Source organism: Corynebacterium tapiri (assembly GCF_006334925.1).
Classification (GTDB): domain Bacteria; phylum Actinomycetota; class Actinomycetes; order Mycobacteriales; family Mycobacteriaceae; genus Corynebacterium; species Corynebacterium tapiri.
In genome coordinates this window covers 54696-75646 of record NZ_VDHJ01000002.1, presented here as the reverse complement: position 1 = coordinate 75646, position 20951 = coordinate 54696, and the positions used below count along the sequence as shown (strand labels likewise).

Below are 20951 nucleotides of genomic sequence, written 5' to 3'. Positions count from 1 at the left end.
ATTAAGCCAAAAATTGTGAAGATGATCGGGGGCCTTGTGCATTCAGGGGGAGGAAACTCTTTCCCCCTGGGAAGGCGGTCCGTGCTGTGCGACTGCCGGATGGCTCCGTCTGATCGCGCCTGAGTCTAGCGCACGAGGGGTCTAGGGGTAACACCAGGGCCGGCTAGAGTAGTCAATATGTTCTCTACGATGCAGGATGTCGAGCTTTCAGTTGGGCGCATCCTCAATCACGCCCGCAGTGTGCACAACTCCTCAACCGTGACCACGTGGAGGAATGACGCTCCGGAGCAGAGCACCTTTGCGGAACTCATCGGGCGCGCAGCCGCGTGTGCAAATGCCCTGCGTGACGAGCTCAACATCACCGGCGATCAGCGCGTGGGTTCTCTCATGTTCAACTCGACGGAGCACCTCGAGATCATGCTGGCTGCCTGCGGAATGGGCGCGGTATTTACGCCGCTGAACCGGCAACTCATGCCAGACCAGATCGCCTACATCGTCCAGCACTCGGGTACTGAGGTCATCTTTGCTGATCGACGCCTTGCCCATCAGCTCAACGAGGTTCTGGAGCTGGTGACCTGCGTCCGCGCCGTCGTCTTTGTTGGCGAAGAGCCCGCCCCGCAACTTCCGGCGCACCTGGCCACGTATGCATACGAGGCGCTTCTCGACGCCCGTTCGACCCTCTTCGCTTGGCCCGAGCAAGATGAACGCACCGCCGCAGCCCTGTGTTATTCCACGGGAACGACCGGCCTCCCCAAGGGCGTGTTGTACTCGCACCGCTCCCTGTATTTGCAGGCAATGATGCTACGCACCACGGATTCGATGGCGATTACCCACGGAAATTCCATTTTGTGCTGTGCCCCGATCTATCACCTGCTGTCCTGGGGTGTGCCCTTGGCTGCTCTCATGTCGGGCACGAACATGGTGCTACCCGACCACGACGTCTCCCCCGCTCGCTTGGCCAAAATTATCGAGGCAACCCACCCGCGAGTCGCCCACGGCGTGCCCTCGGTGTGGACCCAGCTGATGGTTCACTACCTGCACAATCCTCCTTCGCGGATGAGCCTGACCGAGATTTACGTCGGGGGCTCTCCGGCTTCTCCGGCGCTGATCAAGGTGTGGGAGGAGCGCTATGGCGTGGACATTGTCCACGTTTGGGGAATGACGGAGACCTCAACTGGCGTGACCGTTGCCCGCCCTCCGTCGGGAGTCTCGGGTGAAGCGCGCTGGGCCTATCGCGAATCTCAGGGCCGGTTCCCGCCTTCTGTGCAATATCGCGTGGTCAACGACGGTGAAGTCGTTGCCTCCACGGACCGCAACCAGGGAGAAATCCAGGTCCGCGGCAATGTGGTGGCCGCATCCTACGTCCCCATCACTGGATTGCCCCCAACCGATGCGGATGGTCCCGGCGCGCCCACAACCTTCCGCGGCAACCCAGTGCGTCCCCCGCAGTCTGCCTTTACCGAAGACGGCTGGTTGCGCACCGGCGATGTCGGCTCAGTCACCGCCGATGGATTTCTTGTGGTCTCCGATCGCGCTCGCGATGTAATTCGCTCCGGGGGTGAGTGGATCTATTCCGCCCAGGTGGAGAACGTGATCATGGACTCTGACCTGGTGGTTGAGTGCGCAGTCATCGGAGTTCCCGATGAAAAATGGGGAGAACGACCGTTGGCTGTGACGGTGCTACATGACGGCGTCTCCCCCAACGCGGACACCGCCAACGCCATCCGTTCTAGCGCTCAATCCCAGCTGCCCACCTGGATGATTCCGGAGTATTGGACTTTCGTCCAGAGCATCGACAAGACCAGTGTTGGCAAGTTCGATAAGAAAGATCTGCGTATGTACCGAGAGCAGGGGCGCTTTGACATCATCAAGCTCGAAAGTCCTGGACGAAGCAGACGTTAGGCCTAACGCGGCTAGTTCTTGGACACGTCGAGGCGACGCCCTAATATGACGTAGTTAATGACTACTTCTGACTCTCAGCCGGCGACACCTGTCTCGTTGCCTTTCCCGATTCCAGTTGCTGGAAGGCAGGGGGCGCCGAAGCTGCCGCATGACCTGCCGGATCCGCTGCCGGATGGGTCTCGAGAGCTCAGGGACCGATTTGGGCGCATCGCCCGGGACTTGCGAATCAGCCTTACTGATCGCTGCAACCTTCGGTGCACCTACTGCATGCCGGCCGAGGGACTCGACTGGCTGCCCTCCGAGGTGATCCTCAGCGACGATGAGGTTCGCCGCCTAATGCGCATCGCGGTGAATCTCTTGGGCATCGAACACATTCGATTTACCGGCGGCGAACCGCTCCTTCGCAAGGGCCTAGAAGATTTGGTCGGCTTCGGCTCGACACTGCGCACTGCCACCGGGAACCCCGTGCAGCTCGCGTTAACGACCAACGCTTTGGGCCTGGCCCATCGAGCCGAGGCGCTGCGTGCCGCCGGACTTCACCGGGTCAACATCTCCCTGGATACGGTGGAAAAGGAGCTCTTCGAGCAGCTCACTCGGCGCGATCGCCTGGATAGCGTGGTCTCGGGGATCGATGCCGCGGTTGCCGCTGGTTTGGACCCGGTCAAGGTCAATGCCGTCATCATGCCCGGTGTCAACGATCATGCCATCGCCGACCTGGCGCGCTTCTGCCTGGACAGGGGAGCACAGCTTCGGTTCATCGAACAAATGCCGCTTGGTCCCCCGCACACGTGGGATCGCACCCAAATGATTAGCGCTCAGGACATTCTTGATGAGTTGCAGCGGCACTTCGAGCTTTCTCCGCTGGACAAGCCCCGTGGCTCCGCCCCGGCAAAGCTCTGGAGCTTAAAAGATGGCCAGCGAGAAGGCACCATCGGGGTGATTGCGAGCGTGTCGCACCCATTTTGCGGCGCATGCGATCGCACGCGCCTGACCGCGGACGGTGCTATCAGGAGTTGCCTTTTCTCTCAGAGTGGAAGCGAGGTTTCTCTGCGAGAGGCCCTGCGCTCCGATGCCTCGGACGAGGACATCGCCGCGTTGTGGGCTGGTGCCATGTGGGAGAAGAAGCCTGGCCATGGCATCGACGACCCTGGTTTCCTGCAGCCTGCGCGTCCGATGGCCGCTATCGGAGGTTAAGAATTGTGAGCACAGCGCAACAAAAGGTGCGTAGCGTTGCAGAGCACCAGGCCGAGGTGTGTCAGCTGGTAGCACCGCTTGCGCCGCGTCGTCACGCCCCTACCCTCGGTGAGACCCTGGCATGCGACGTTTCGGCCCGTTGGCCCGTGCCCCCTTTTGCTAACTCCGCGATGGACGGGTTCCTTGTGCGCACCGCCGACCTCACCGCTCACCCGAGCCCGCGCTTGCAGGTGTTGTGTGATGTCGCCGCGGGAAGCCTGGCACAGACCCCTCACCCGGGCACCGCGGTACGCATCATGACAGGCGCTCCAGTACCCGAAGAACACCAGGATCTGTGCGTGGTTCCCGTGGAGGACACCGACGCCTCGGCCGGTCCCGGAGAAGCACCTGACTACGTGACTATCCTTGCCGTCCCGAAGAAGACGCACATCCGTGCTGCTGGAGAAAACGTCGCTTACGGCGATGTGGTCGCCCGGCAGGGAGCCGTCATCGACCCCGGCGCAATCGCGGCTTTCGCCTCGGTAGGTGTGACGGAGGTCGTGGCGCATCCGCGCCCTCGGGTGGCGGTCGTGTCCTCTGGAGACGAACTCATAGAGCTAGGCGACACCGCGGAGCTGGCAGAAGGCCTTATCCCCGACTCCAATAGGCCGATGCTCGCCGCGCTCGCGCAATCTGCGGGAGCCGGGGAGGTAATCTCCCTGCATAGCGCCGATAATCCTCAGGCTTGCCGAGCAATTCTCGACCAGGCTGCAGCACGAGCAGATCTGGTTATTACCTCCGGAGGAGTTTCGGCGGGAGCCTATGACGTTCTCAAAGCAGTCGGCTCCTCCACGGAGGGCTCTGCCATCGCATTTGGTTCCGTCAATCAAAAGCCCGGCTCTCCGCAAGGATGGGGCACGTGGAATAACACTCCGATCATCTGCCTGCCGGGCAATCCCGTGGCTTCGTTTGTGTCCTTCCACCTCTACGCACGCCCCGCTATGGACATCCTGGCTGGGCGGGAGCCGAGAACATCGTGGTTGACGGCTCGCTGGGAGGGGCATCAGCTCAAGCAGTCCTCTCGCCCGTCCTACACGCCGGTCACCCTCCACGCCGCAGGAGATCTCGTTGCCCGACCAGTACTTTCTGGTGGGGTTCATTCACACTTTGTTTCCTCGCTGGTGGGGGCCCAGGGGCTGGCTCTGGCAACTCCTGACCCAGCTAAGGTCAAGGTGTTCCCCTTCCTCTCAACTCTTTAGAAAAGGTGGTTGCGTACATGCGATTCACGCATCTCGACGACTCCGGCGCCGCCCGCATGGTCGACGTCACGGCCAAGAACCCCACTGTGCGGGAAGCACATGCCGAGGGCGAGGTGGCATGCTCGCCGGAGGTTATGCAGGCCCTGCGCGACGGCACCGTTCCCAAGGGCGATGTACTGGCAGTGGCCCGAGTGGCCGGAATCGCGGCGGCCAAAAAGGTCCCGGACCTGCTGCCGCTGGCGCACACGATCGGTGTGCACGGTGTCACGCTCGATCTTGACCTGCAGGAAGACTGCGTGCATATTTCGGCCATCGTGCGCACCGCCGATCGCACGGGTGTGGAGATGGAGGCGCTGACCGCCGTGAGCGTCAGCGCCCTGGCGGTCATCGACATGGTCAAGGGGGTCGATCGCTCGGCCTACATTCGCCGTATGGGAGTCACGGGAAAGTCCGGAGGTCGCTCTGGCGACTGGAGCCGGGAGCTTCCCCAATGAGCGAGTCGCTAACACCGGGAATTGACGTGATCATCGTCGCTGGCGGACGAGGATCGCGCATAGGCGGGGTCGATAAGGCCCAGGTGAGCGTCGATGGTGAGAGGCTCATCGACATCATGTTGGATGCGGTGTCGCTTCTCGACGGCCTCATGCAAGTCGTCGTCGTCTCCACCCGAGACCTTCAGGTCCGCCCCGGAGTCAAGGTGGCTGGCGAGGAGCCGGCCTTTTCCGGTCCGCTATCCGCTGTGGCTGCGGGCGTCGCCGAGTTAAAAGTTGAACCCTCGGCGATGACGGCCATTTTGGCGGTCGACGCCCCCGACTCGCCCGATCTCATCCCAGAGCTTGTGGCGGCTCTTGCGGAGGCTCCGGAATCTGCTGCAGCAGCTGTACGCACCGACGGTCACCTGCAACCGCTGTGTGCGGTGTGGCGCACCGATAAGCTCTACCAGCAGCTATCTCAGTACTCCGATACCGCCGACCAGGCAGTTAAGTCGCTTTATGACGAGGTTTCTGTCACCTTTGTCGAAGGGCTTGGCCTCGAACGCGACTACGACACGCTGGAGCAGCTGCGCGAGCGTGGCGACGTCGAGGCCTAGCTGCCTGGGGCCTAGTCCACGGCGATGATCCCGTGTTGTCCCTTCTCCGCATCCGTCATGACGTGATTGACCATCGCGTACTTACCAGGAGCGTTGAAGGTCAGCTCCACGAATCCGCCCTGCGCCGGCATCAGCGGCAGAACTTGAGCCCCGGTGTCCTTCGCATCGCGAATCGCGTAATGCCCCTCTGACCACACCGTGTCAAAGATCTCGCCGACCACGTGAAACGACAGATCTGACGACGGGCCAAGGTTTAACACCCAGATACGCACGGTGTCCCCGGTCTTGGCGTGCCAGGGGTCCAGATCGTACTGATTCGGGTAGCCATTGAACGCGGTGAGCTGGTGAGTTCCCGCGTTGACATCCTCCTCGCGTGCGCCGGTATCGCTCGGGCCGAGGAAGAGCTGATGTCCGACCAGGACGTATTCCGCGTCCACCGGTGGCAACCCTTCCCGAGGATGAATGACCATGGCTCCTGCCATTCCGTTGGCAATATGCAAACTCATCGGGTGCGTTCCGCAGTGATACATCCAGATACCGGCCCGGTGAGCGACAAATTCGTAAGTGTGGCTCTCGCCGGCTGGGATTTGCCCCATCGCCTCATCCGGCGTGATCTCCCCGGCATGGAAATCAATGCTGTGTGCCATCGGGGTTTGGTTGTGCAGCGTGATGCGGAAGGTATCACCCACGCGGCCTGTCAGTGTTGGGGCGGGAAATTGACCGTCGAAAAGCCAGACCTCCTGAGTGTGCCCAGGGGCGACTTCGCGCTGCTCATGTGTGATTGTCCACTCGATGTCATGCACTTCCCCTTCGGGAAACTGCAGGCTGGCGTCTCTGGCCGTGAACCCCGGGCGGGGCTTCATGCGTTCCGCCATGCTCGGTACTGACGCAGCACCGGGATCGGACTGCGCGTGCGCATGGGTATGCAGGTGCTCATGGTCCGTGGGAGCGTGTCGACGCGCGTTAATAACCCCCAAGGTGGCAGCGAGGGCGATGACGATAGCCACGACGACGGCGGCGAGGGCGGAAGCTTTCAGCGATCTCACCCACTCAAATTTATACGTGTTGAGCCGTAAGTAAAACGCGCCGTACCAGAGTGGGCCTCACCCTATACTTTCGATCGTTAATTAGAAACGGTAACTTCCGTTTTTAATTTGGCGAATTCCACCCTGGAGTTCTAAGGTTTCCAATGAAAGTACGTTTCCGGCCCTCCGTTGTGTTGCGTATTGAGGAGTCGCCGGAACTTTCTCCGTCACGGTTATGAAAGGCACTCATGACGGCCCTCGATACTTCACAGCGTGTTTTGCACGGATGGAACCCAGAAGATCCCGAAAAGTGGGATAAGAAGATCGCGTGGACCACGCTGTGGATCTCCACTGTTTCCCTGTTCCTGGGATTCTGCACCTGGTTTCTCGTCTCGGCGATCGCCCCGATGCTCAATCAGATCGGCTTTGATCTCAGCAAGAGCCAGCTCTACTGGCTCACCGCAATCCCTGGTCTATCCACCGGATTCCTTCGCTTGGTTTACATGTTCCTGCCGCCGATCATCGGCACCCGCAAGCTGGTCACTCTGTCGTCCATACTCTTCGTACTCCCCATGCTGGGCTGGTTCTTCGCAGTGCAAGACCCAACCACGCCGTACTGGTGGCTGCTTTTCCTGGCATTTATCTGCGGCATTGGTGGCGGCGTGTTCTCCGGATACATGCCCTCGACCGGTTACTTCTTCCCTAAGTCGAAGGCAGGCACTGCACTTGCCCTGGAGGCCGGCTTGGCCAACATGGGCATGAGCTTCATCCAGCTCGTCAGCCCCTGGCTCATGGGCTTTACCCTGCTCGGTATCGGATTTGTCGCCCCGCAGCGCAATCCCGAAGGAAATGAGCTCTTTGTCCACAACCCGGCCGTCGTGCTTATTCCGTGGACTCTTGTCATGGCCTTTGTAGCCTGGGAGGTTCTCAAGGACGTTCCAGTTAAGGCAAACTTCGCCGAGCAGATTGACATCTTCGGCAACATCAACACCTGGATTATGACCCTGGTATATGTTGCTGGCTTCGGAATTTATTCCGGATTCTCCGCATCCTTGGCACTGCTTATCAATGACAACTTTGGCGCAAATTCCCACCTGGCAGAGACGATTCCGGCAGACCAGCTCCCCAAGGGAGCAGCCTTTGCGTTCATCTTCCCTCTCATTGGCGCTGGATCGCGCGCACTGATCGGCCCGCTCTGCGATAAGTATGGTGGCGCCATCTGGTCCTTCGTCGGCCTCACAGGAATGGCGATATTCACCGGCGCAGCAGCATTCTTCCTCAAGGCAGAAGATCTGAGCGATTTCTGGGCGTTTCTCACTCTCATCATGATCGTTAGTGTCTTCTCCGGCCTAGTAAATGCCGGCGGCTTCAAGCAGATCCCGATGATTCTGCCCAAGCGTCAAGCTGGCGGAGTGATCGGCTGGACCGGCGCCATGGGATCCTTCGGCCCGTTCATCGTGGGCATGCTGTTGGCCTTGACAGCCCCAACAACCTTCTTCATCGGCTGCGTCATCGTGCTTGCCTTCACCGCCGCGATAGTTTGGGCCTACTACGCCCGGCCCAACGCCCCGTTCCCCGGCTAGCGCCCCAGAACTAACGGTCCACGCTGACAGCAACAACAGTTAAGCCCCTCCAAGTGGAGGGGCTTATTTTTGTGTCATCCTCCCATTGTCCAGGCCCCGATCAGCGCGATCGATCAACCGCACCCCGGCCGCCAACCAGGTGCCTAATTACATAACATTTTCGTTGTTTTATTTAACCCGAAAAGCGCCGTGTTAAAAATGGACTTCCCAGCTCTTACCCCCTAATGTGGCTAAAGAAATCACGTTTCCGGCCCCTCCTCTGCACTGCACTTTCCAGGAGTTGCCGGCAACTTCTCCGTCACGGCAGCGAAAGGCACATCATGACGGCCCTCGACACCTCCCAGCGCGTACTCCATGGTTGGGACCCCGAAAACCCGGAAAAGTGGGACAAGAAGATCGCGTGGACCACACTGTGGATCTCCACCATTTCGCTATTTTTGGGATTCTGCACGTGGTTCTTGGTCTCGGCCATCGCGCCGATGCTCAACCAGATCGGCTTTGACCTCAGCAAGGGTCAGCTCTACTGGTTGGCCGCAATTCCCGGCCTCTCCACCGGCCTGTTGCGCTTGGTGTTCATGTTCCTGCCGCCGGTCATTGGCACCCGCAAGCTGGTGACCTTGTCGTCCTTCCTCTTCATCCTGCCCATGCTGGGCTGGTTCTTCGCAGTGCAGGACCCCGGCACGCCGTACTGGTGGTTGCTTGTCCTCGCCTTTATCTCCGGTATCGGCGGTGGCGTGTTCTCCGGCTACATGCCCTCGACCGGCTACTTCTTCCCCAAGTCCCAGGCTGGAACCGCGCTAGGCCTCCAGGCGGGCCTGTCCAACATGGGCATGAGCTTCATCCAGCTCGTTAGCCCCTGGCTCATGGGCTTTACCCTGCTCGGTATCGGATTTGTCGCCCCGCAGCGCAACCCCAACGGGCAGGAAATCTTCGTCCACAACCCGGCCATCGTGCTCATCCCGTGGACCATCATCATGGGAATCGTCGCGTGGAAGGTCCTCAAGGACGTTCCGGTTAAGGCCAACTTCAAACAGCAGATCGACATCTTCGGCAACGTCAACACCTGGGTGATGACGGTGGTCTACGTCGCCGGCTTTGGCACCTTTGCCGGTTTCTCCGCCTCCCTCGCGCTCCTGATCAACGACAACTTCGGCGCTAACTCGGACCTAGCCCAGACGCTCCCCGCTGACCAGCTTCCTAAGGGAGCAGCCTTCGCCTTCGTCTTCCCGCTCATCGGCGCTGGAGTTCGTGCCCTTTCCGGCCCGCTGTGCGACAAGTTCGGTGGAGCGATCTGGTCCTTCATCGGGCTGGTCGGCATGACCATCTTCACCGGCGCAGCCGCCTACTTTCTCAAGGCCGACAGCCTGAACGACTTCTGGGCCTTCTTCATCCTCATGATGATCATGGGCGTATTTTCCGGCCTGGTGAATGCTGGCAGCTTCAAGCAGATGCCCATGATCCTGCCCAAGCGTCAGGCCGGTGGAGTGATCGGCTGGACCGGTGCGATGGGAGCTTTCGGCCCCTTCATTATGGGTATGCTGCTCTCGCAGATGGCCCCGGTGACCTTCTTTATCGGCTGTGTAGTCTTCTTCGCCATCACTGCCGTACTGGTCTGGATCTTCTACGCCCGCCCCAACGCCCCGTTCCCCGGTTAAGCCTCGCTCACTCCGAGAATTGACCGACACGAGACTGCAGGAAGTACCACTGTGAACTCCTCGAGCACCCTAAACCCCCTACTCAAACTAGGCACCTATGTGCGCAAGGCCGAAGCCGGTTCCGGCGGCCAGCAGATCTTCCTCGAAGGCGGGCGCGATGCGGACGTGTTCTACCGCAACCGCTGGTCCTTCGACAAGATGGTGCGCTCCACCCATGGTGTGAACTGCACCGGTTCCTGTTCCTGGAAGGTCTACGTCAAGGACGGCGTGATCACCTGGGAGTCGCAGGCCGTGGACTACCCCACCACGGGATCTGACATGCCGGATTACGAGCCCCGTGGTTGCCCTCGCGGTGCGTCGTTTAGCTGGTATACCTACTCCCCAACCCGCATCCGGTACCCCTACGCACGTGGCGTCTTGGTGGATATGTACCGCGCTGCCAAGAAGGAATACGGAGATCCGGTCCTCGCTTGGCGCTCCATCCAGGAGGACCCCGAAAAGCGCCAGGCTTACGTGTCCCAGCGTGGCAAGGGCGGACTGGTCCGAATCGACTACACCGAAGCCATTGAGATGGCTGCAGCGGCCCACGTGTACACCATCCGTCAATGGGGCCCCGACCGCATCGCTGGTTTCACGGTTATCCCAGCGATGAGCCAGGTCTCCTACGGCGCTGGCACGCGCTTCCTGCAAATGATCGGTGGTGTGGCCCTTTCCTTCTACGACTGGTACGCCGACCTTCCTCCGGCCAGCCCGCAGACGTTCGGTGACCAGACCGATGTTCCTGAGTCGGGTGACTGGTACAACTCCTCGTACCTGATGATGTGGGGATCCAACATCCCGGTCACGCGTACTCCGGACGCCCACTTCATGGTGGAGTCTCGTTACAAGGGCACCAAGGTCGTCGTGGTCTCCCCCGACTTCGCCGACAACACTGTGCATGCCGACGAGTGGTTGCGCATCGACCCTGGAACCGACGCCGCTCTGGCCTTCTCCATGGGCCACGTCATCCTCAACGAGTTCCACGAAGGAAGCCGGGAGCCGTACTTCCTCAACTACATGCGCAAGTACACCGACTCGCCGATGCTGGTGAGCCTGGATAAGCGCGAAGACGGCACCTACACGCCTGGCAAGTTCCTCACTGCTTCCCAGCTGGAGGGCACTGCACTCTCCCAGACGGAAAATTCCACCCACCGTCTGCTGGTGATGGATAAGAACGGTCAGGTTCAGGACCCGGGCGGTACAGCAGCCGACCGTTATGGCGCCGCTGGCGAGGGCAAGTGGAACTTGCGTCTCGACGGTGTCGATCCGGTTCTGTCTATTGCAGAGACCGGCCAGTTCGAGGCTGCTGAAGTGCTCTTCCCCCGCTTCGATCTCGACGCCGACCCGGCCGACGAGCGTGGTACCGGCCCAATCGGTGCCGGCGTGGTTCACCGCGGTGTCCCCGTGCGCGAGGTCAATGGCCACCTGGTCACTACGGTGTACGACATCATGCTCGCTCACTACGGCGTGAATCGTGCTGATCTCAGCCTGCCTGGTGAGTGGCCGGAAGACTACTTCGACGCCTCTTGCCCGGGAACCCCAGCGTGGCAGGAGGGGCTCACGAGCGTCCCGGCCAACGCGGCCATCCGCATTGCCCGTGAGTTCGCTCAGAATGCCGCGGACAGCCAGGGCCGCTCGCAGATCATCATGGGTGCCGGCGTCAACCACTACTTCCACGCCGATACGATCTACCGAACCTTCCTTGCTCTGACCTCCATGTGTGGCACCCAGGGTGTTAACGGTGGCGGCTGGGCCCACTACGTGGGCCAGGAAAAGTTGCGCCCCATGAATGGCTGGTCGCAGTACGCGTTCGCCTTGGACTGGCAGCGCCCGGCGCGCCAGATGATCACCACCGGCTTCTACTACCTGACCACCAGCCAGTGGCGCTACGACAACTCCCGCGCTTCTCGCCTGGCCTCCCCGCTGGCTAACCGTGGTTCGGTGGGAGACAAGCGGCTCTCCGACACCCTGGTGGAGTCCATGCGTCGTGGCTGGATGCCCTCGTATCCCCAGTTCAACCGCAACCCACTGGTCCTGGCTGAGCAGGCTCAGCAGGCAGGCGTGGATGTCAAGGACTTCATCACCTCCGAGTTGGAAAGTGGTGCCCTGAAGTTCGCCGCCGAGGACCCGGATTCCCCGGAGAACTGGCCGCGCATTCTTCTGAACTGGCGCACCAACCTCATGGGTTCGTCGGCCAAGGGCACCGAGTTCTTCCTTCGCCACATGCTCGGAGTGGACTCCGATGCCACCGCCGAGGAACTCAGCCCGGAGGAACGTCCCCGCAGCATCAACTGGGTGGACGAGGCTCCGCAGGGCAAGCTCGACCTCATGCTCACGACCGACTTCCGCAACACGTCCACGACGTTGGTCTCAGACATCGTGCTGCCTGCGGCGACGTGGTATGAGAAGCACGATCTGTCCACCACAGATATGCACCCGTTCATTCACTCGTTCAACGCGGCCATTAACCCGCCATGGGAGGCCCGCACCGATTTCGCGGTGTTCCGCGACCTGGCCAATGCCTTCTCGCAGATGGCCGTGCGCTGGCTGGGCACCCAGACCGATGTGATCACCGCTCCCCTGGCGCACGATTCACCGGATGAGCTGTCCATGCCCAACGGTGTGGTCCCGGATGTCGATTCTCAGGGTTATGTGCCGGGCAAGACCATGGCCAAGCTCATTCCTGTGGAGCGCGACTACACCAAGGTGTACGAAAAGTGGACCCATCTTGGCCCGCTCACGGGCGAAAAGGGCACGGGTGTTCACGGCACGTCCTACAACATGTCCAAGCAGGTCGATGAGCTCGCCCGCATTAATGGAGTCACCCCGACTTCCTTTGCTGGTCCGCGCCCGGATCTAAGCACGGACGTCAAGGTCATCGAGATGATCCTGCACCTGTCGGGCGTGTCCAACGGTGAGGTGGCCCTGGAAGGCTTCAAGAACCAGGGCAAGCGCGTCGGTACGGACATGACTCCGCTGGTGAGCGGCAACGAGCAAACCCATACTCGTTGGGACGCTGTGAAGGAACGCCCCACCGAGGTCATCACCTCACCGGAGTGGACCGGTGACAAGCGCAATGGTCGGCGCTACACGGCCTTCTCCATCAATATCGAGTGGGATAAGCCCTTCCACACCCTGTCTGGTCGTATGCACTACTACCTCGACCACGACTGGTACATGGACTACGGCGAGCAGCTGCCGATCTTCCGTCCTCCGCTGGACAAGCTCCACCTCAATGGAGAGATCGGACCCGGTCACTTACTCACCGATGGCGAGGACCCAGAAGTGACAGTGCGCTACTTGACCACGCACAACAAGTGGTCAATCCACTCGCAGTACTTCGACAACCTGCACGTGTTGTCGATCTCTCGTGGTGGCCAGGTCATCTGGATGTCTGACAAGGATGCTGAGAAGATTGGCGTCAAGGACAACGAATGGATTGAGGCCTACAACCGCAACGGCGTGGTCTCTGCTCGTGCGATCGTCTCCCACCGCATCCCGGAGGGAACCGTGATCATGAACCACGCTCAGGAGCGCACTGTGGGCACGCCGCTCAACGAGCGCACTGGCCGTCGTGGTGGAACGCACAACTCCTTGACCCGAATCATGATCAAACCCATTCACGTGGCGGGTGGCTATGGCCACCTGACCTACGGCTTCAACTACATCGGTCCCACCGGCAACAACCGCGACGAGGTCACCCGTATCCGTCGCCGCTCCCAGGAGGTGCAGTTCTAATGCGAATTATGGCGCAGATTGCCATGGTGATGAACCTGGATAAGTGCATCGGCTGCCACACCTGTTCGGTGACGTGCAAGCAGGCATGGACCAACCGCCAGGGCACGGAGTACATCTGGTTTAACAACGTCGAGACGCGTCCCGGCGTTGGCTACCCCCGAGGTTGGGAGGACCAGGACAAGTGGGAGGGCGGCTGGACTCGCACTGCCAGCGGCAAGCTCAAGCCGCGTTCTGGTGGCCGCGCGAAGAAGCTGTTGAGCATCTTCCACAACCCCAAGCTGCCCACCATCGACGACTACTACGAGCCTTGGACGTACGAGTACGACAAGTTGCTGTCCGCCCCCAAGGGTCAGAACACGCAGCCCACCGCACGTCCGATCTCGCAGATCACTGGGCGCCCGGTGGACACGGTCTCGTGGTCGTCCAACTGGGATGACAACCTGGGTGGTTCGACCTCCACGATGGACGAGGATCCGGTGCTTCGCCAGGCCAATCTCTCGGTGGCCAAGCAGATCGAAGATTCCTTCATGTTCTATCTGCCCCGCATCTGCGAGCACTGTCTGAACCCCACCTGTGTCTCGTCGTGCCCCTCGGGCGCTATGTACAAGCGCACCGAGGACGGCATCGTGCTGGTTGACCAGGACCGTTGCCGCGGGTGGCGCATGTGCGTGTCGGGGTGCCCCTACAAGAAGGTGTACTTCAATCACAAGTCCGGCAAGGCCGAGAAGTGCACGCTGTGCTACCCACGTCTAGAGGTCGGCCAGCCGACTGTGTGCTCGGAGACGTGTGTGGGACGTCTGCGTTACCTCGGCGTGTTGCTTTACGACGCCGACCGCGTCGCCGAGGCAGCTGCCACCGAGGATCCCCAGGATCTGCTCGAGGCGCAGAAGTCTCTCTTCCTGGATCCGCATGATCCCCAGGTCCAGCGCGACGCCCTGCGCTCGGGCGTGCCTTACTCGTGGGTCGAGGCTGCTCAGCAGTCTCCGATCTACGACCTGATCTTCACCTACGGCGTGGCTTTGCCACTTCACCCGGAGTACCGCACCCTGCCGATGGTCTGGTACATCCCGCCGCTGTCGCCGGTGGTGGACGAAGTCACCGCCTCGGGTGCCGATGGCGAAGACCACAAGGTGCTCTTCTCTGCTTTGAGCAACATGCGCATTCCGCTCGAGTACCTCGCCGGGCTCTTCACGGCAGGCGATACTCGTCCGGTGGAAAAGGCTTTGCGACGCCTAGTGGCCATGCGTTCGTACATGCGCGACGTCAACCTTGGCAATCCCACTCAGGAGGAGATCGCCCAGGCTGTGGGGATGACCGGTGAAGAAGTGGAGAAGATGTACCGGCTCTTGGCCATCGCCAAGTATGACGATCGCTACGTCATCCCCACGGCTTCCCCGGAAACTCCGCGCGGAATCACGTCCTTGGATCCGTTCGGCAATGTCGATCCCGCTAAGGAAAGCTTCCCCGACCTGGGCATGGGAGCCCCGTCTGCTTGCTCCAGCGAAGGATGCGGAAGTACCGCGGCCAGCGAGCCGGCGGCACCCGTGTCTCTGCTGAGCTGGTCGGGTGACCGCCCGGACTCGATGTTCCCGCCGCGCACTGGTGACAAGCAGTGAGTAAGCGCACACATGCTGGCACCGTCCCCGCCACCTTTGTCCCCTCAGTCGAGGTGACCGAGGAGCAGCGGCGGATCGGTGCAATGGCGGTGGCTGTCTTGCTGGCCTATCCGGGCGAGGATTTCTCTGCACGGTTGCAAAGCGTCTCCGAAGCAGCAACGGACGTGCCTGCAGCTATTCGGGAAAACATCGAAGCTTTTGTTGCCTCAACGGCTGCTTGGAGCAATCGGGATGTGCAGTCGCATTACGTGGAGACGTTTGATCAGCGCCGCCGGTGCTCGCTGTTTCTTAGCTACTACTCGGTAGGAGATACGCGGCAGCGCGGAGCGGCCATCCTGACGTTTCGCCACCAGCTCCAGGAGCTCGGGCTCCAGGAAATCTCCGATGAGCTGCCAGATCACTTGTGCGTGTTGCTCGAAGCCTTGGGTAACTCCGAGGGCGAACGGCATGAACGCGCCGTCGAGATGCTCGCAGCCCACCGCGACGGAATCGAAGTGCTGCGCGCGGCGCTCGATAACCTGTCCTCGCCATATAGTCACCTCATTACCGCAGTGTGTCAGTTCCTCCCCGAGATCGATGAGGAAACGGCTGCTCGCTACATCGACTTGATTACGTCCGGTCCCCCGGCGGAAATGGTGGGCATTACCCAGCTGCCATTCCCGTCCGCCCAACCGGATCACGCCTAGACCGCTATCCCTCCTCAACGTTTTTAAGGAAAAGTGAAACACCATGAGCAACCTGGAGACCTTCCTGTGGGTCGCCTTCCCGTGGTTGGCTATCGCTGCGTTTGTCGTCGGCATGATCTGGCGTTGGCGCACTGACCAGTTCGGGTGGACCACCCACTCATCCCAGATCTACGAGTCCAAGCTGCTGCGCTTGTCCTCTCCGTTGTTCCACTACGGAATGCTGTTTGTCATCATCGGCCACCTGATGGGTCTAGCTATTCCTAAGTCCTGGACGCGCGGAGTCGGCATTTCGGATGAGGTCTACCACCTCATCGCCACCATCCCCGGCACGATCGCCGGCGTAGCCGTCATCCTTGGCTTGCTTGGCCTGCTGTATCGACGCATCATCAACCGCTCGGTATACCTGAGCACGTCGGCTTCTGATAAGTGGATGTTCGTATTCCTGGGCTTCGCTATCCTCACCGGGTTCGTAGCCACCGTAGCCACCCAGGTATTCGGTGGTCCGCACGGTTATGACTACCGCGAGACGATTTCCCCGTGGATTCGCCAGCTCCTCATTCTTAACGCAGAGCCCCAGCTGATGGCCGATGTGCCGTGGCAGTTCAAGCTCCACGTCATCTCTGGTTTCACCCTTATGGCAGTATGGCCCTTTACCCGTCTGGTGCATGCGTTCTCTGCACCAGTGGGTTATGTGAGCCGGCCCTACGTGGTGTACCGCTCTCGCGACTCGCACAACCCGGCCGGACATGCGCCGGCCGGCTGGGAACCGATCCGTTCCCGCACCCAGCAGCTGCAAGACCGTGAGGCGCCGTCGCGAGGAGCCTAAACCTCTTTTCAACTACATGCTCAGGAGGCGAAGATGGGCAACGAGTCGCGACGTCTGAGGAGGCACCTAGCCGGCCTCAGCGCGGCTAGCGGCTTGCTTGCTGCCTCCTGTGCTCCCCCGATCACCGGGGATCAGTCACCATCAGCCACGTTGTTCGCAGCGTCGTCGACACGCGTGGTCAACGAGGAGCTGACATCGCTGGCTTCTGATGCCGGAGTCGAGCTACGCATTAACACCAACGGCTCCTCCGGGCTCATCTCGCAGCTGTCAGAAGGCGCACAAGCTACCGCTCTGATTACCGCTGACGGGGCAACCATGAAGAAGGCCCTCGACCAGGGCCTCGTGGTTGCACCTCAAGCCATCGCTAGAAACACGCTGGTCATGGTCGTCCCCGCGGATAATCCTGCGGGAATTACTAGCATTCGTGACCTTACTGAGCAGACCCGTCTGGTGCTCTGTGACGACCGCGTTCCCTGCGGAGCGGCAAGCTCATCCCTGGCACAGGTTAATGGCCTAAAACTCTCTCCCGTCTCACTTGAAGCGGCGGTCGGTGACGTGTTGGGCAAGGTCGTCAACGGGCAAGCCGACGCAGGCTGGGTCTATCGCACGGACGCTGTCGCCGCGGGAGATTCAGTGCGCGTCATAGAGATCGACCAGTCCGAGCGCTTCCCCACCACCCTGTGGGCCGCCCCCACAAAGCAGGCGGCGGGTGGAAACGATGCGCAGGCCCTCATGAACATTCTTCAGTCTCCTGCCTTTGCTGCGGACTTGGCCTCTGCCGGATTCCTTCCGCTCGACGCCGGGGTGGCGCAATTGTGAGCGATAGCACGACTGGAATCACTCCCCGCCCCAACGCCCAGCAGACGTGGTGGCCTATCGCGGTTCTGGGATTCATTGCTCTGGCGTTCATCCTTGTGCCCCTTTGTGCGCTGACGGGCCGGGTGCAATGGTCGCGGTTTATGGCGTTGTTTCTCCAGCACGACACCCTCAACGTGCTGCTACTCACGCTATCTGCCGCAGTGCAGGCGGCTCTCCTAGCAACCGTGTTAGGGGTTCCCCTTGCGCTGTGGCTACACACCATTCAGCGTGGTCGGGTCCTGGCGAGACTCTTCGTGCTACTCCCGCTGGCCATGCCCCCGGTTGTAGCAGGCCTGGCGTTGGCCGCTGCCTTTGGCAATAACGGAGCACTGTCTCCCATTCTGGACGCTGTTGGACTGAATTTGTCCTTCACTTTCCAGGCCGTGGTCATCGCCCACACGTTTGTGGCGCTGCCTTTCGTGGTTGTCACTGTCGATACCGCCCTGCGTCAGCTTGACCGTGGTGTCACTTCGAGTGCCGCCAGCCTCGGTATGAGTCCCGCTCGAGTGATCACCCACATTGTTCTCCCCGAAATTTTCCCGGCCATTGTTACGGGCGCTGCCTTGGCGCTGGCCCGCAGCCTCGGAGAATTCGGCACCACGATGACCTTTGCTGGCTCTCTGCCCGGGGTCACCCGGACAATGTCAGTGGCGATCTATCTCGAGCGCGAGATCGACCAAGGGGCTGCCTACATCCTCGCGGCCATTTTGGTGCTGGTCGCCGCTTTTGTCCTGATGCTCGGAAGTCTGCCTGGGCTCTTGCGCAGGCAGGTCGCTGCCCAGGTGTTCCCGACCAACCGTCCTGATGCTCAGCTACTGCGACAACTTACTCAACCCCCGCATGTTTGCGACCTGAGTTTCGGAGGCATCATCCTGTCCTCCGGCAGATTATGCGCGGTGGTGGGCCCGAATGGCTCCGGAAAGTCAACGCTATTGGCCACAGCTGCAGGTCTTGTGCGCGGTGTCGAGGTACACGAAGACAATCGCGCCGTCACACTTAAGGCAGCGCACCAACGCAACAGCGCTCTCGTTACACAGCACCCCAGCCTGCCACGCTCGAGCACGGTGCTTCGCGCTATCACAATGGTGTGCCGCGATAAGGAACGCGCCCGCCACCTGATTCAGGCCGCCGGACTTCAGGAACTCACCAACATTAAGATCAGTGCGCTCTCGGGAGGTCAGGCTGCGCAAGTAGCACTGGTCCGTGCGCTTTCCGCGCGTAAGGCGGTCTTGCTTCTCGACGAGCCCCTTGCCGCACTCGATGTCAAAGCCACCTCTGACTGGCGCGCAGTCATCACCGAGGTGGCACGTGATCGCGCAGTTGCGCTGGTTACTCACGACCCACTGGACGTGGCCACCCTGGCATCTGACGTCGCTGTAGTCAGCCACGGACGAGTGGTTTCGCAACAGACAACAACCTGTGCGATTGAGCAGCCGTCAACGGAGTTCTTCGCCCGCCTGATGGGTAGTTCGCGTCTTATAGGACGCGTCGAGGCTGTTGATCAGACCGCGGCGGATATTCTTGTAGAGGCTCTCCAGATCCGGGGTGTGCACTGCCCTGATGCGTGGACCCCTGGAGACGAGGTCGCCCTTACGGTTCCGGCCTCCAGCATTCGTGTTCGCCCTGCTACCGGCCCCGAAGCCGATGGTCGCGTCGTTGCAACGGAGGCTATTTCCGCTCATCGCGGATACGTGCATGTGGCCGTCGGTAAGCAACGCCTCATCGCGGAGACTTCACTCAGCGATCTGGCCGAGCATTGTGGCCCAGGTAGTTCAGTTTCACTAGACATTAACCCGAGCAGCGTATCGATCTTTTCTTCCCGAAATTCCGCCGAAAGAGTAACGCCATGACATCCCGCTCCCCACAGCCTCCCCGGCCGGCCAGTGAGCTCTTCGAAGAATCGCTGGGCCTAAGCCCCAAGCAACAACTAACCCTGGAAGCCATTCAGAGCTTCCCGCAGGGTGCGCGGGTGTCTGACTTGGCAGAAAAGCTCGGTATGCACGCCAATACGGTGCGCGGTCACCTGGACGAGCTCATTGCCAAGGGAGCGGTGAGTTCAGCACCTGAGTCCACCGGAGGGCGCGGGCGACCCTCCCTCGTGTTCTTCACGCGCGTGCCTGATAACCGAGCTTTGGCCTCGGAATACTCAGCGTTGATCAATATCCTTTCCAACACCCTGTTCGGTGCAAGCGATGATCCGCACGCCCACGATGCGGCGCGTCGCCTAGGCACGGCGTGGGCCGCCGAGATGGCTGCCACGGGGAGGAGCAGCAGTGCGCAGTCGCTGAAGGAGCTCTATGGGCTCCTGCGTGATATGGGTTTTGACCCCTCGGCACCCACAGCTGCAGACCTGCCAGACGGTGAGCCAGACGAGTCCACCTCCACGATCTGCTTGCACGCCTGCCCGTTCGTAGGGCGAGACGGCACGAAGCCGTCGCCATTCGTGTGTTCTATGCACGAAGGATTCCTCAACGAATCGACTCGCTCAGCACTCGAACTGAAGATCACACCCTATTCTGGCGACGGCACCTGCCGGGTCGATGCCCGGCGCCCTGCAGACGAGATCTAATGCCCGCTGGTGGTGGCCTCCACGGATACCGGCCCGGCGATGTCCAGTTCGTGCACCGCGAGCCCGTCCTCTCGAGCCTGGTCAAGAATGCGCTTCTCGATGGGTTCCGTCGACAGCACCATGATGGTTGGCCCGGCGCCCGATAGGTAGGCCGCATAGCCGCGATTGCGCAGTCGGTTGACCCACTCGGCTGTCACGGGCAGCACATCAGCACGGTAGGGCTGGTGCAGACGATCTCGTGTGCCCTCTGCCAGCAGCTCGGGATGATGCTGGAGAGCAACCGTCATGACGGCCACACGAGAAACGTTAAAACGCGCGTCGAGATGCGTCACTTGCTCCGGCAAAACCTTACGCACCGCGTTTGTCGACGCATGGAAATCCGGAACCAGCGCCGTGGCACGGATGCTCGGATGAACATCAATCCCCACAGCCCGGTAAGTGGGCTTGCTTCGCCCGTCCACCGGAATGTCCGTCCAGGAGACGACACCGCCGCCTAGGACGCTGGCTGCCGCGTTGTCGGGATGCCCCTCGAATGCGCTAGCTAGCTGGACAACAGTCTCTGTCGACAGCGGCGAACCGGCCAGGGCATTGGCGGCCACCACTCCCGCAGCAGAGGCTGCTGCTGAGGATCCGAGTCCACGGGACTGCGGAATCGTATTGGTGCAGGTGACTTTCAAGCCGGGCGCGGTCACCCCGGCGGCCTGCAAACCAGAGTGGATTGCACGCACAACCAGGTGCGATCCGTCGCGGGGAAGGTCGTCCGCTCCCTCCCCGAAAATCTCGATTCCTAGGCCGGAGGATGTGACTTCTACCTCGACGGTGTCGTACATGCCCAGGGCCAAGCCAAGGGTGTCAAAACCCGGGCCGAGGTTCGCCGACGAGGCTGGAACGGTGACAGTCACCGCGGTGCCAACGACAAGTTCAGTGCTCAT

General features: G+C 60.9%; 16 protein-coding genes. 14 read left to right on the top strand and 2 right to left on the bottom strand.

The window, feature by feature from the left end:
- Positions 1 to 177 precede the first annotated feature (177 nt).
- Genes FHE74_RS01430 through mobA form a run of 5 tightly spaced genes read left to right on the top strand, consistent with a single transcriptional unit; the run spans position 178 to position 5424 of the window.
- Entirely contained in the window at positions 178 to 1902 is a 1725-nt protein-coding gene (locus tag FHE74_RS01430; protein WP_139464645.1) for a long-chain fatty-acid--CoA ligase, read from the top strand.
- Positions 1903 to 1959: 57 nt separating this feature from the next.
- On the top strand, positions 1960 to 3096 hold the full coding sequence (moaA, locus tag FHE74_RS01425) for a GTP 3',8-cyclase MoaA (protein ID WP_139464644.1): 1137 nt from the start codon (positions 1960 to 1962) through the stop codon (positions 3094 to 3096).
- 5 nt (positions 3097 to 3101) lie between these two features.
- On the top strand, positions 3102 to 4334 hold the full coding sequence (locus FHE74_RS01420; RefSeq protein WP_180339642.1) for a molybdopterin molybdotransferase MoeA: 1233 nt from the start codon (positions 3102 to 3104) through the stop codon (positions 4332 to 4334).
- A 17-nt stretch (positions 4335 to 4351) separates the two neighbouring features.
- Positions 4352 to 4828, top strand: coding sequence for a cyclic pyranopterin monophosphate synthase MoaC (gene moaC, locus FHE74_RS01415; protein ID WP_139464642.1), 477 nt, complete (start codon positions 4352 to 4354; stop codon positions 4826 to 4828).
- Positions 4825 to 5424: a molybdenum cofactor guanylyltransferase gene (gene mobA / locus FHE74_RS01410; protein WP_139464641.1), complete on the top strand. Its 600-nt coding sequence runs from the start codon at positions 4825 to 4827 to the stop codon at positions 5422 to 5424. Before moaC ends, mobA begins: the two co-directional genes overlap by 4 nt.
- Before the next feature lie 11 nt (positions 5425 to 5435).
- Here the strand turns inward: mobA and FHE74_RS01405 are convergent, their stop codons facing one another.
- Positions 5436 to 6470, bottom strand: coding sequence for a multicopper oxidase domain-containing protein (locus tag FHE74_RS01405; RefSeq protein WP_246049130.1), 1035 nt, complete (start codon positions 6468 to 6470; stop codon positions 5436 to 5438).
- Between the two features lie 227 nt (positions 6471 to 6697).
- Here FHE74_RS01405 and FHE74_RS01400 point away from each other — a divergent pair, with 227 nt between their 5' ends.
- The 9 genes from FHE74_RS01400 (at position 6698) to FHE74_RS01360 (ending at position 20019) form a co-directional block, all read left to right on the top strand.
- A complete protein-coding gene (locus FHE74_RS01400) occupies positions 6698 to 8032 on the top strand; it encodes a nitrate/nitrite transporter (RefSeq protein WP_139464640.1) in 1335 nt (444 codons plus the stop codon).
- A gap of 320 nt (positions 8033 to 8352) precedes the next feature.
- Positions 8353 to 9687 (top strand): nitrate/nitrite transporter, encoded by a 1335-nt coding sequence (locus tag FHE74_RS01395; RefSeq protein WP_139464639.1) that lies wholly within the window; start codon positions 8353 to 8355, stop codon positions 9685 to 9687.
- A gap of 51 nt (positions 9688 to 9738) precedes the next feature.
- Positions 9739 to 13464 (top strand): nitrate reductase subunit alpha, encoded by a 3726-nt coding sequence (locus FHE74_RS01390; protein WP_139464638.1) that lies wholly within the window; start codon positions 9739 to 9741, stop codon positions 13462 to 13464.
- Complete coding sequence (gene narH / locus FHE74_RS01385; protein WP_139464637.1) at positions 13464 to 15080, top strand: nitrate reductase subunit beta; 1617 nt, start codon at positions 13464 to 13466, stop codon at positions 15078 to 15080. Before FHE74_RS01390 ends, narH begins: the two co-directional genes overlap by 1 nt.
- A complete protein-coding gene (narJ, locus tag FHE74_RS01380) occupies positions 15077 to 15766 on the top strand; it encodes a nitrate reductase molybdenum cofactor assembly chaperone (RefSeq protein ID WP_246049129.1) in 690 nt (229 codons plus the stop codon). The genes narH and narJ overlap by 4 nt, the downstream gene beginning before the upstream one ends.
- 43 nt (positions 15767 to 15809) lie before the next feature.
- A complete protein-coding gene (gene narI / locus FHE74_RS01375) occupies positions 15810 to 16592 on the top strand; it encodes a respiratory nitrate reductase subunit gamma (protein ID WP_139464636.1) in 783 nt (260 codons plus the stop codon).
- Positions 16593 to 16625: 33 nt separating this feature from the next.
- The gene (gene modA, locus FHE74_RS01370) at positions 16626 to 17411 is read left to right on the top strand and encodes a molybdate ABC transporter substrate-binding protein (protein ID WP_139464635.1); all 786 of its coding nucleotides are present in this window, start codon (positions 16626 to 16628) and stop codon (positions 17409 to 17411) included.
- Complete coding sequence (locus FHE74_RS01365; RefSeq protein WP_139464634.1) at positions 17408 to 19300, top strand: ATP-binding cassette domain-containing protein; 1893 nt, start codon at positions 17408 to 17410, stop codon at positions 19298 to 19300. Before modA ends, FHE74_RS01365 begins: the two co-directional genes overlap by 4 nt.
- Positions 19297 to 20019: a helix-turn-helix transcriptional regulator gene (locus FHE74_RS01360; RefSeq protein ID WP_139464633.1), complete on the top strand. Its 723-nt coding sequence runs from the start codon at positions 19297 to 19299 to the stop codon at positions 20017 to 20019. Before FHE74_RS01365 ends, FHE74_RS01360 begins: the two co-directional genes overlap by 4 nt.
- Here the strand turns inward: FHE74_RS01360 and thrB are convergent.
- On the bottom strand, positions 20016 to 20951 hold the full coding sequence (gene thrB / locus FHE74_RS01355) for a homoserine kinase (RefSeq protein WP_139464632.1): 936 nt from the start codon (positions 20949 to 20951) through the stop codon (positions 20016 to 20018). The two genes, FHE74_RS01360 and thrB, sit on opposite strands and share 4 nt — an antisense overlap.

What these genes read in the sequence shown, in the direction of transcription:
- FHE74_RS01430 (WP_139464645.1), top strand. Translation starts at nt 178, where the DNA reads ATGTTCTCTACGATGCAGGATGTCGAGCTTTCAGTTGGGCGCATCCTC.
- moaA (WP_139464644.1), top strand. Translation starts at nt 1,960, where the DNA reads ATGACTACTTCTGACTCTCAGCCGGCGACACCTGTCTCGTTGCCTTTC.
- moaC (WP_139464642.1), top strand. Translation starts at nt 4,352, where the DNA reads ATGCGATTCACGCATCTCGACGACTCCGGCGCCGCCCGCATGGTCGAC.
- mobA (WP_139464641.1), top strand. Translation starts at nt 4,825, where the DNA reads ATGAGCGAGTCGCTAACACCGGGAATTGACGTGATCATCGTCGCTGGC.
- FHE74_RS01400 (WP_139464640.1), top strand. Translation starts at nt 6,698, where the DNA reads ATGACGGCCCTCGATACTTCACAGCGTGTTTTGCACGGATGGAACCCA.
- FHE74_RS01395 (WP_139464639.1), top strand. Translation starts at nt 8,353, where the DNA reads ATGACGGCCCTCGACACCTCCCAGCGCGTACTCCATGGTTGGGACCCC.
- narH (WP_139464637.1), top strand. Translation starts at nt 13,464, where the DNA reads ATGCGAATTATGGCGCAGATTGCCATGGTGATGAACCTGGATAAGTGC.
- narI (WP_139464636.1), top strand. Translation starts at nt 15,810, where the DNA reads ATGAGCAACCTGGAGACCTTCCTGTGGGTCGCCTTCCCGTGGTTGGCT.
- modA (WP_139464635.1), top strand. Translation starts at nt 16,626, where the DNA reads ATGGGCAACGAGTCGCGACGTCTGAGGAGGCACCTAGCCGGCCTCAGC.
- FHE74_RS01360 (WP_139464633.1), top strand. Translation starts at nt 19,297, where the DNA reads ATGACATCCCGCTCCCCACAGCCTCCCCGGCCGGCCAGTGAGCTCTTC.
- thrB (WP_139464632.1), bottom strand. Translation starts at nt 20,951, where the DNA reads ATGAGCACTGAACTTGTCGTTGGCACCGCGGTGACTGTCACCGTTCCA.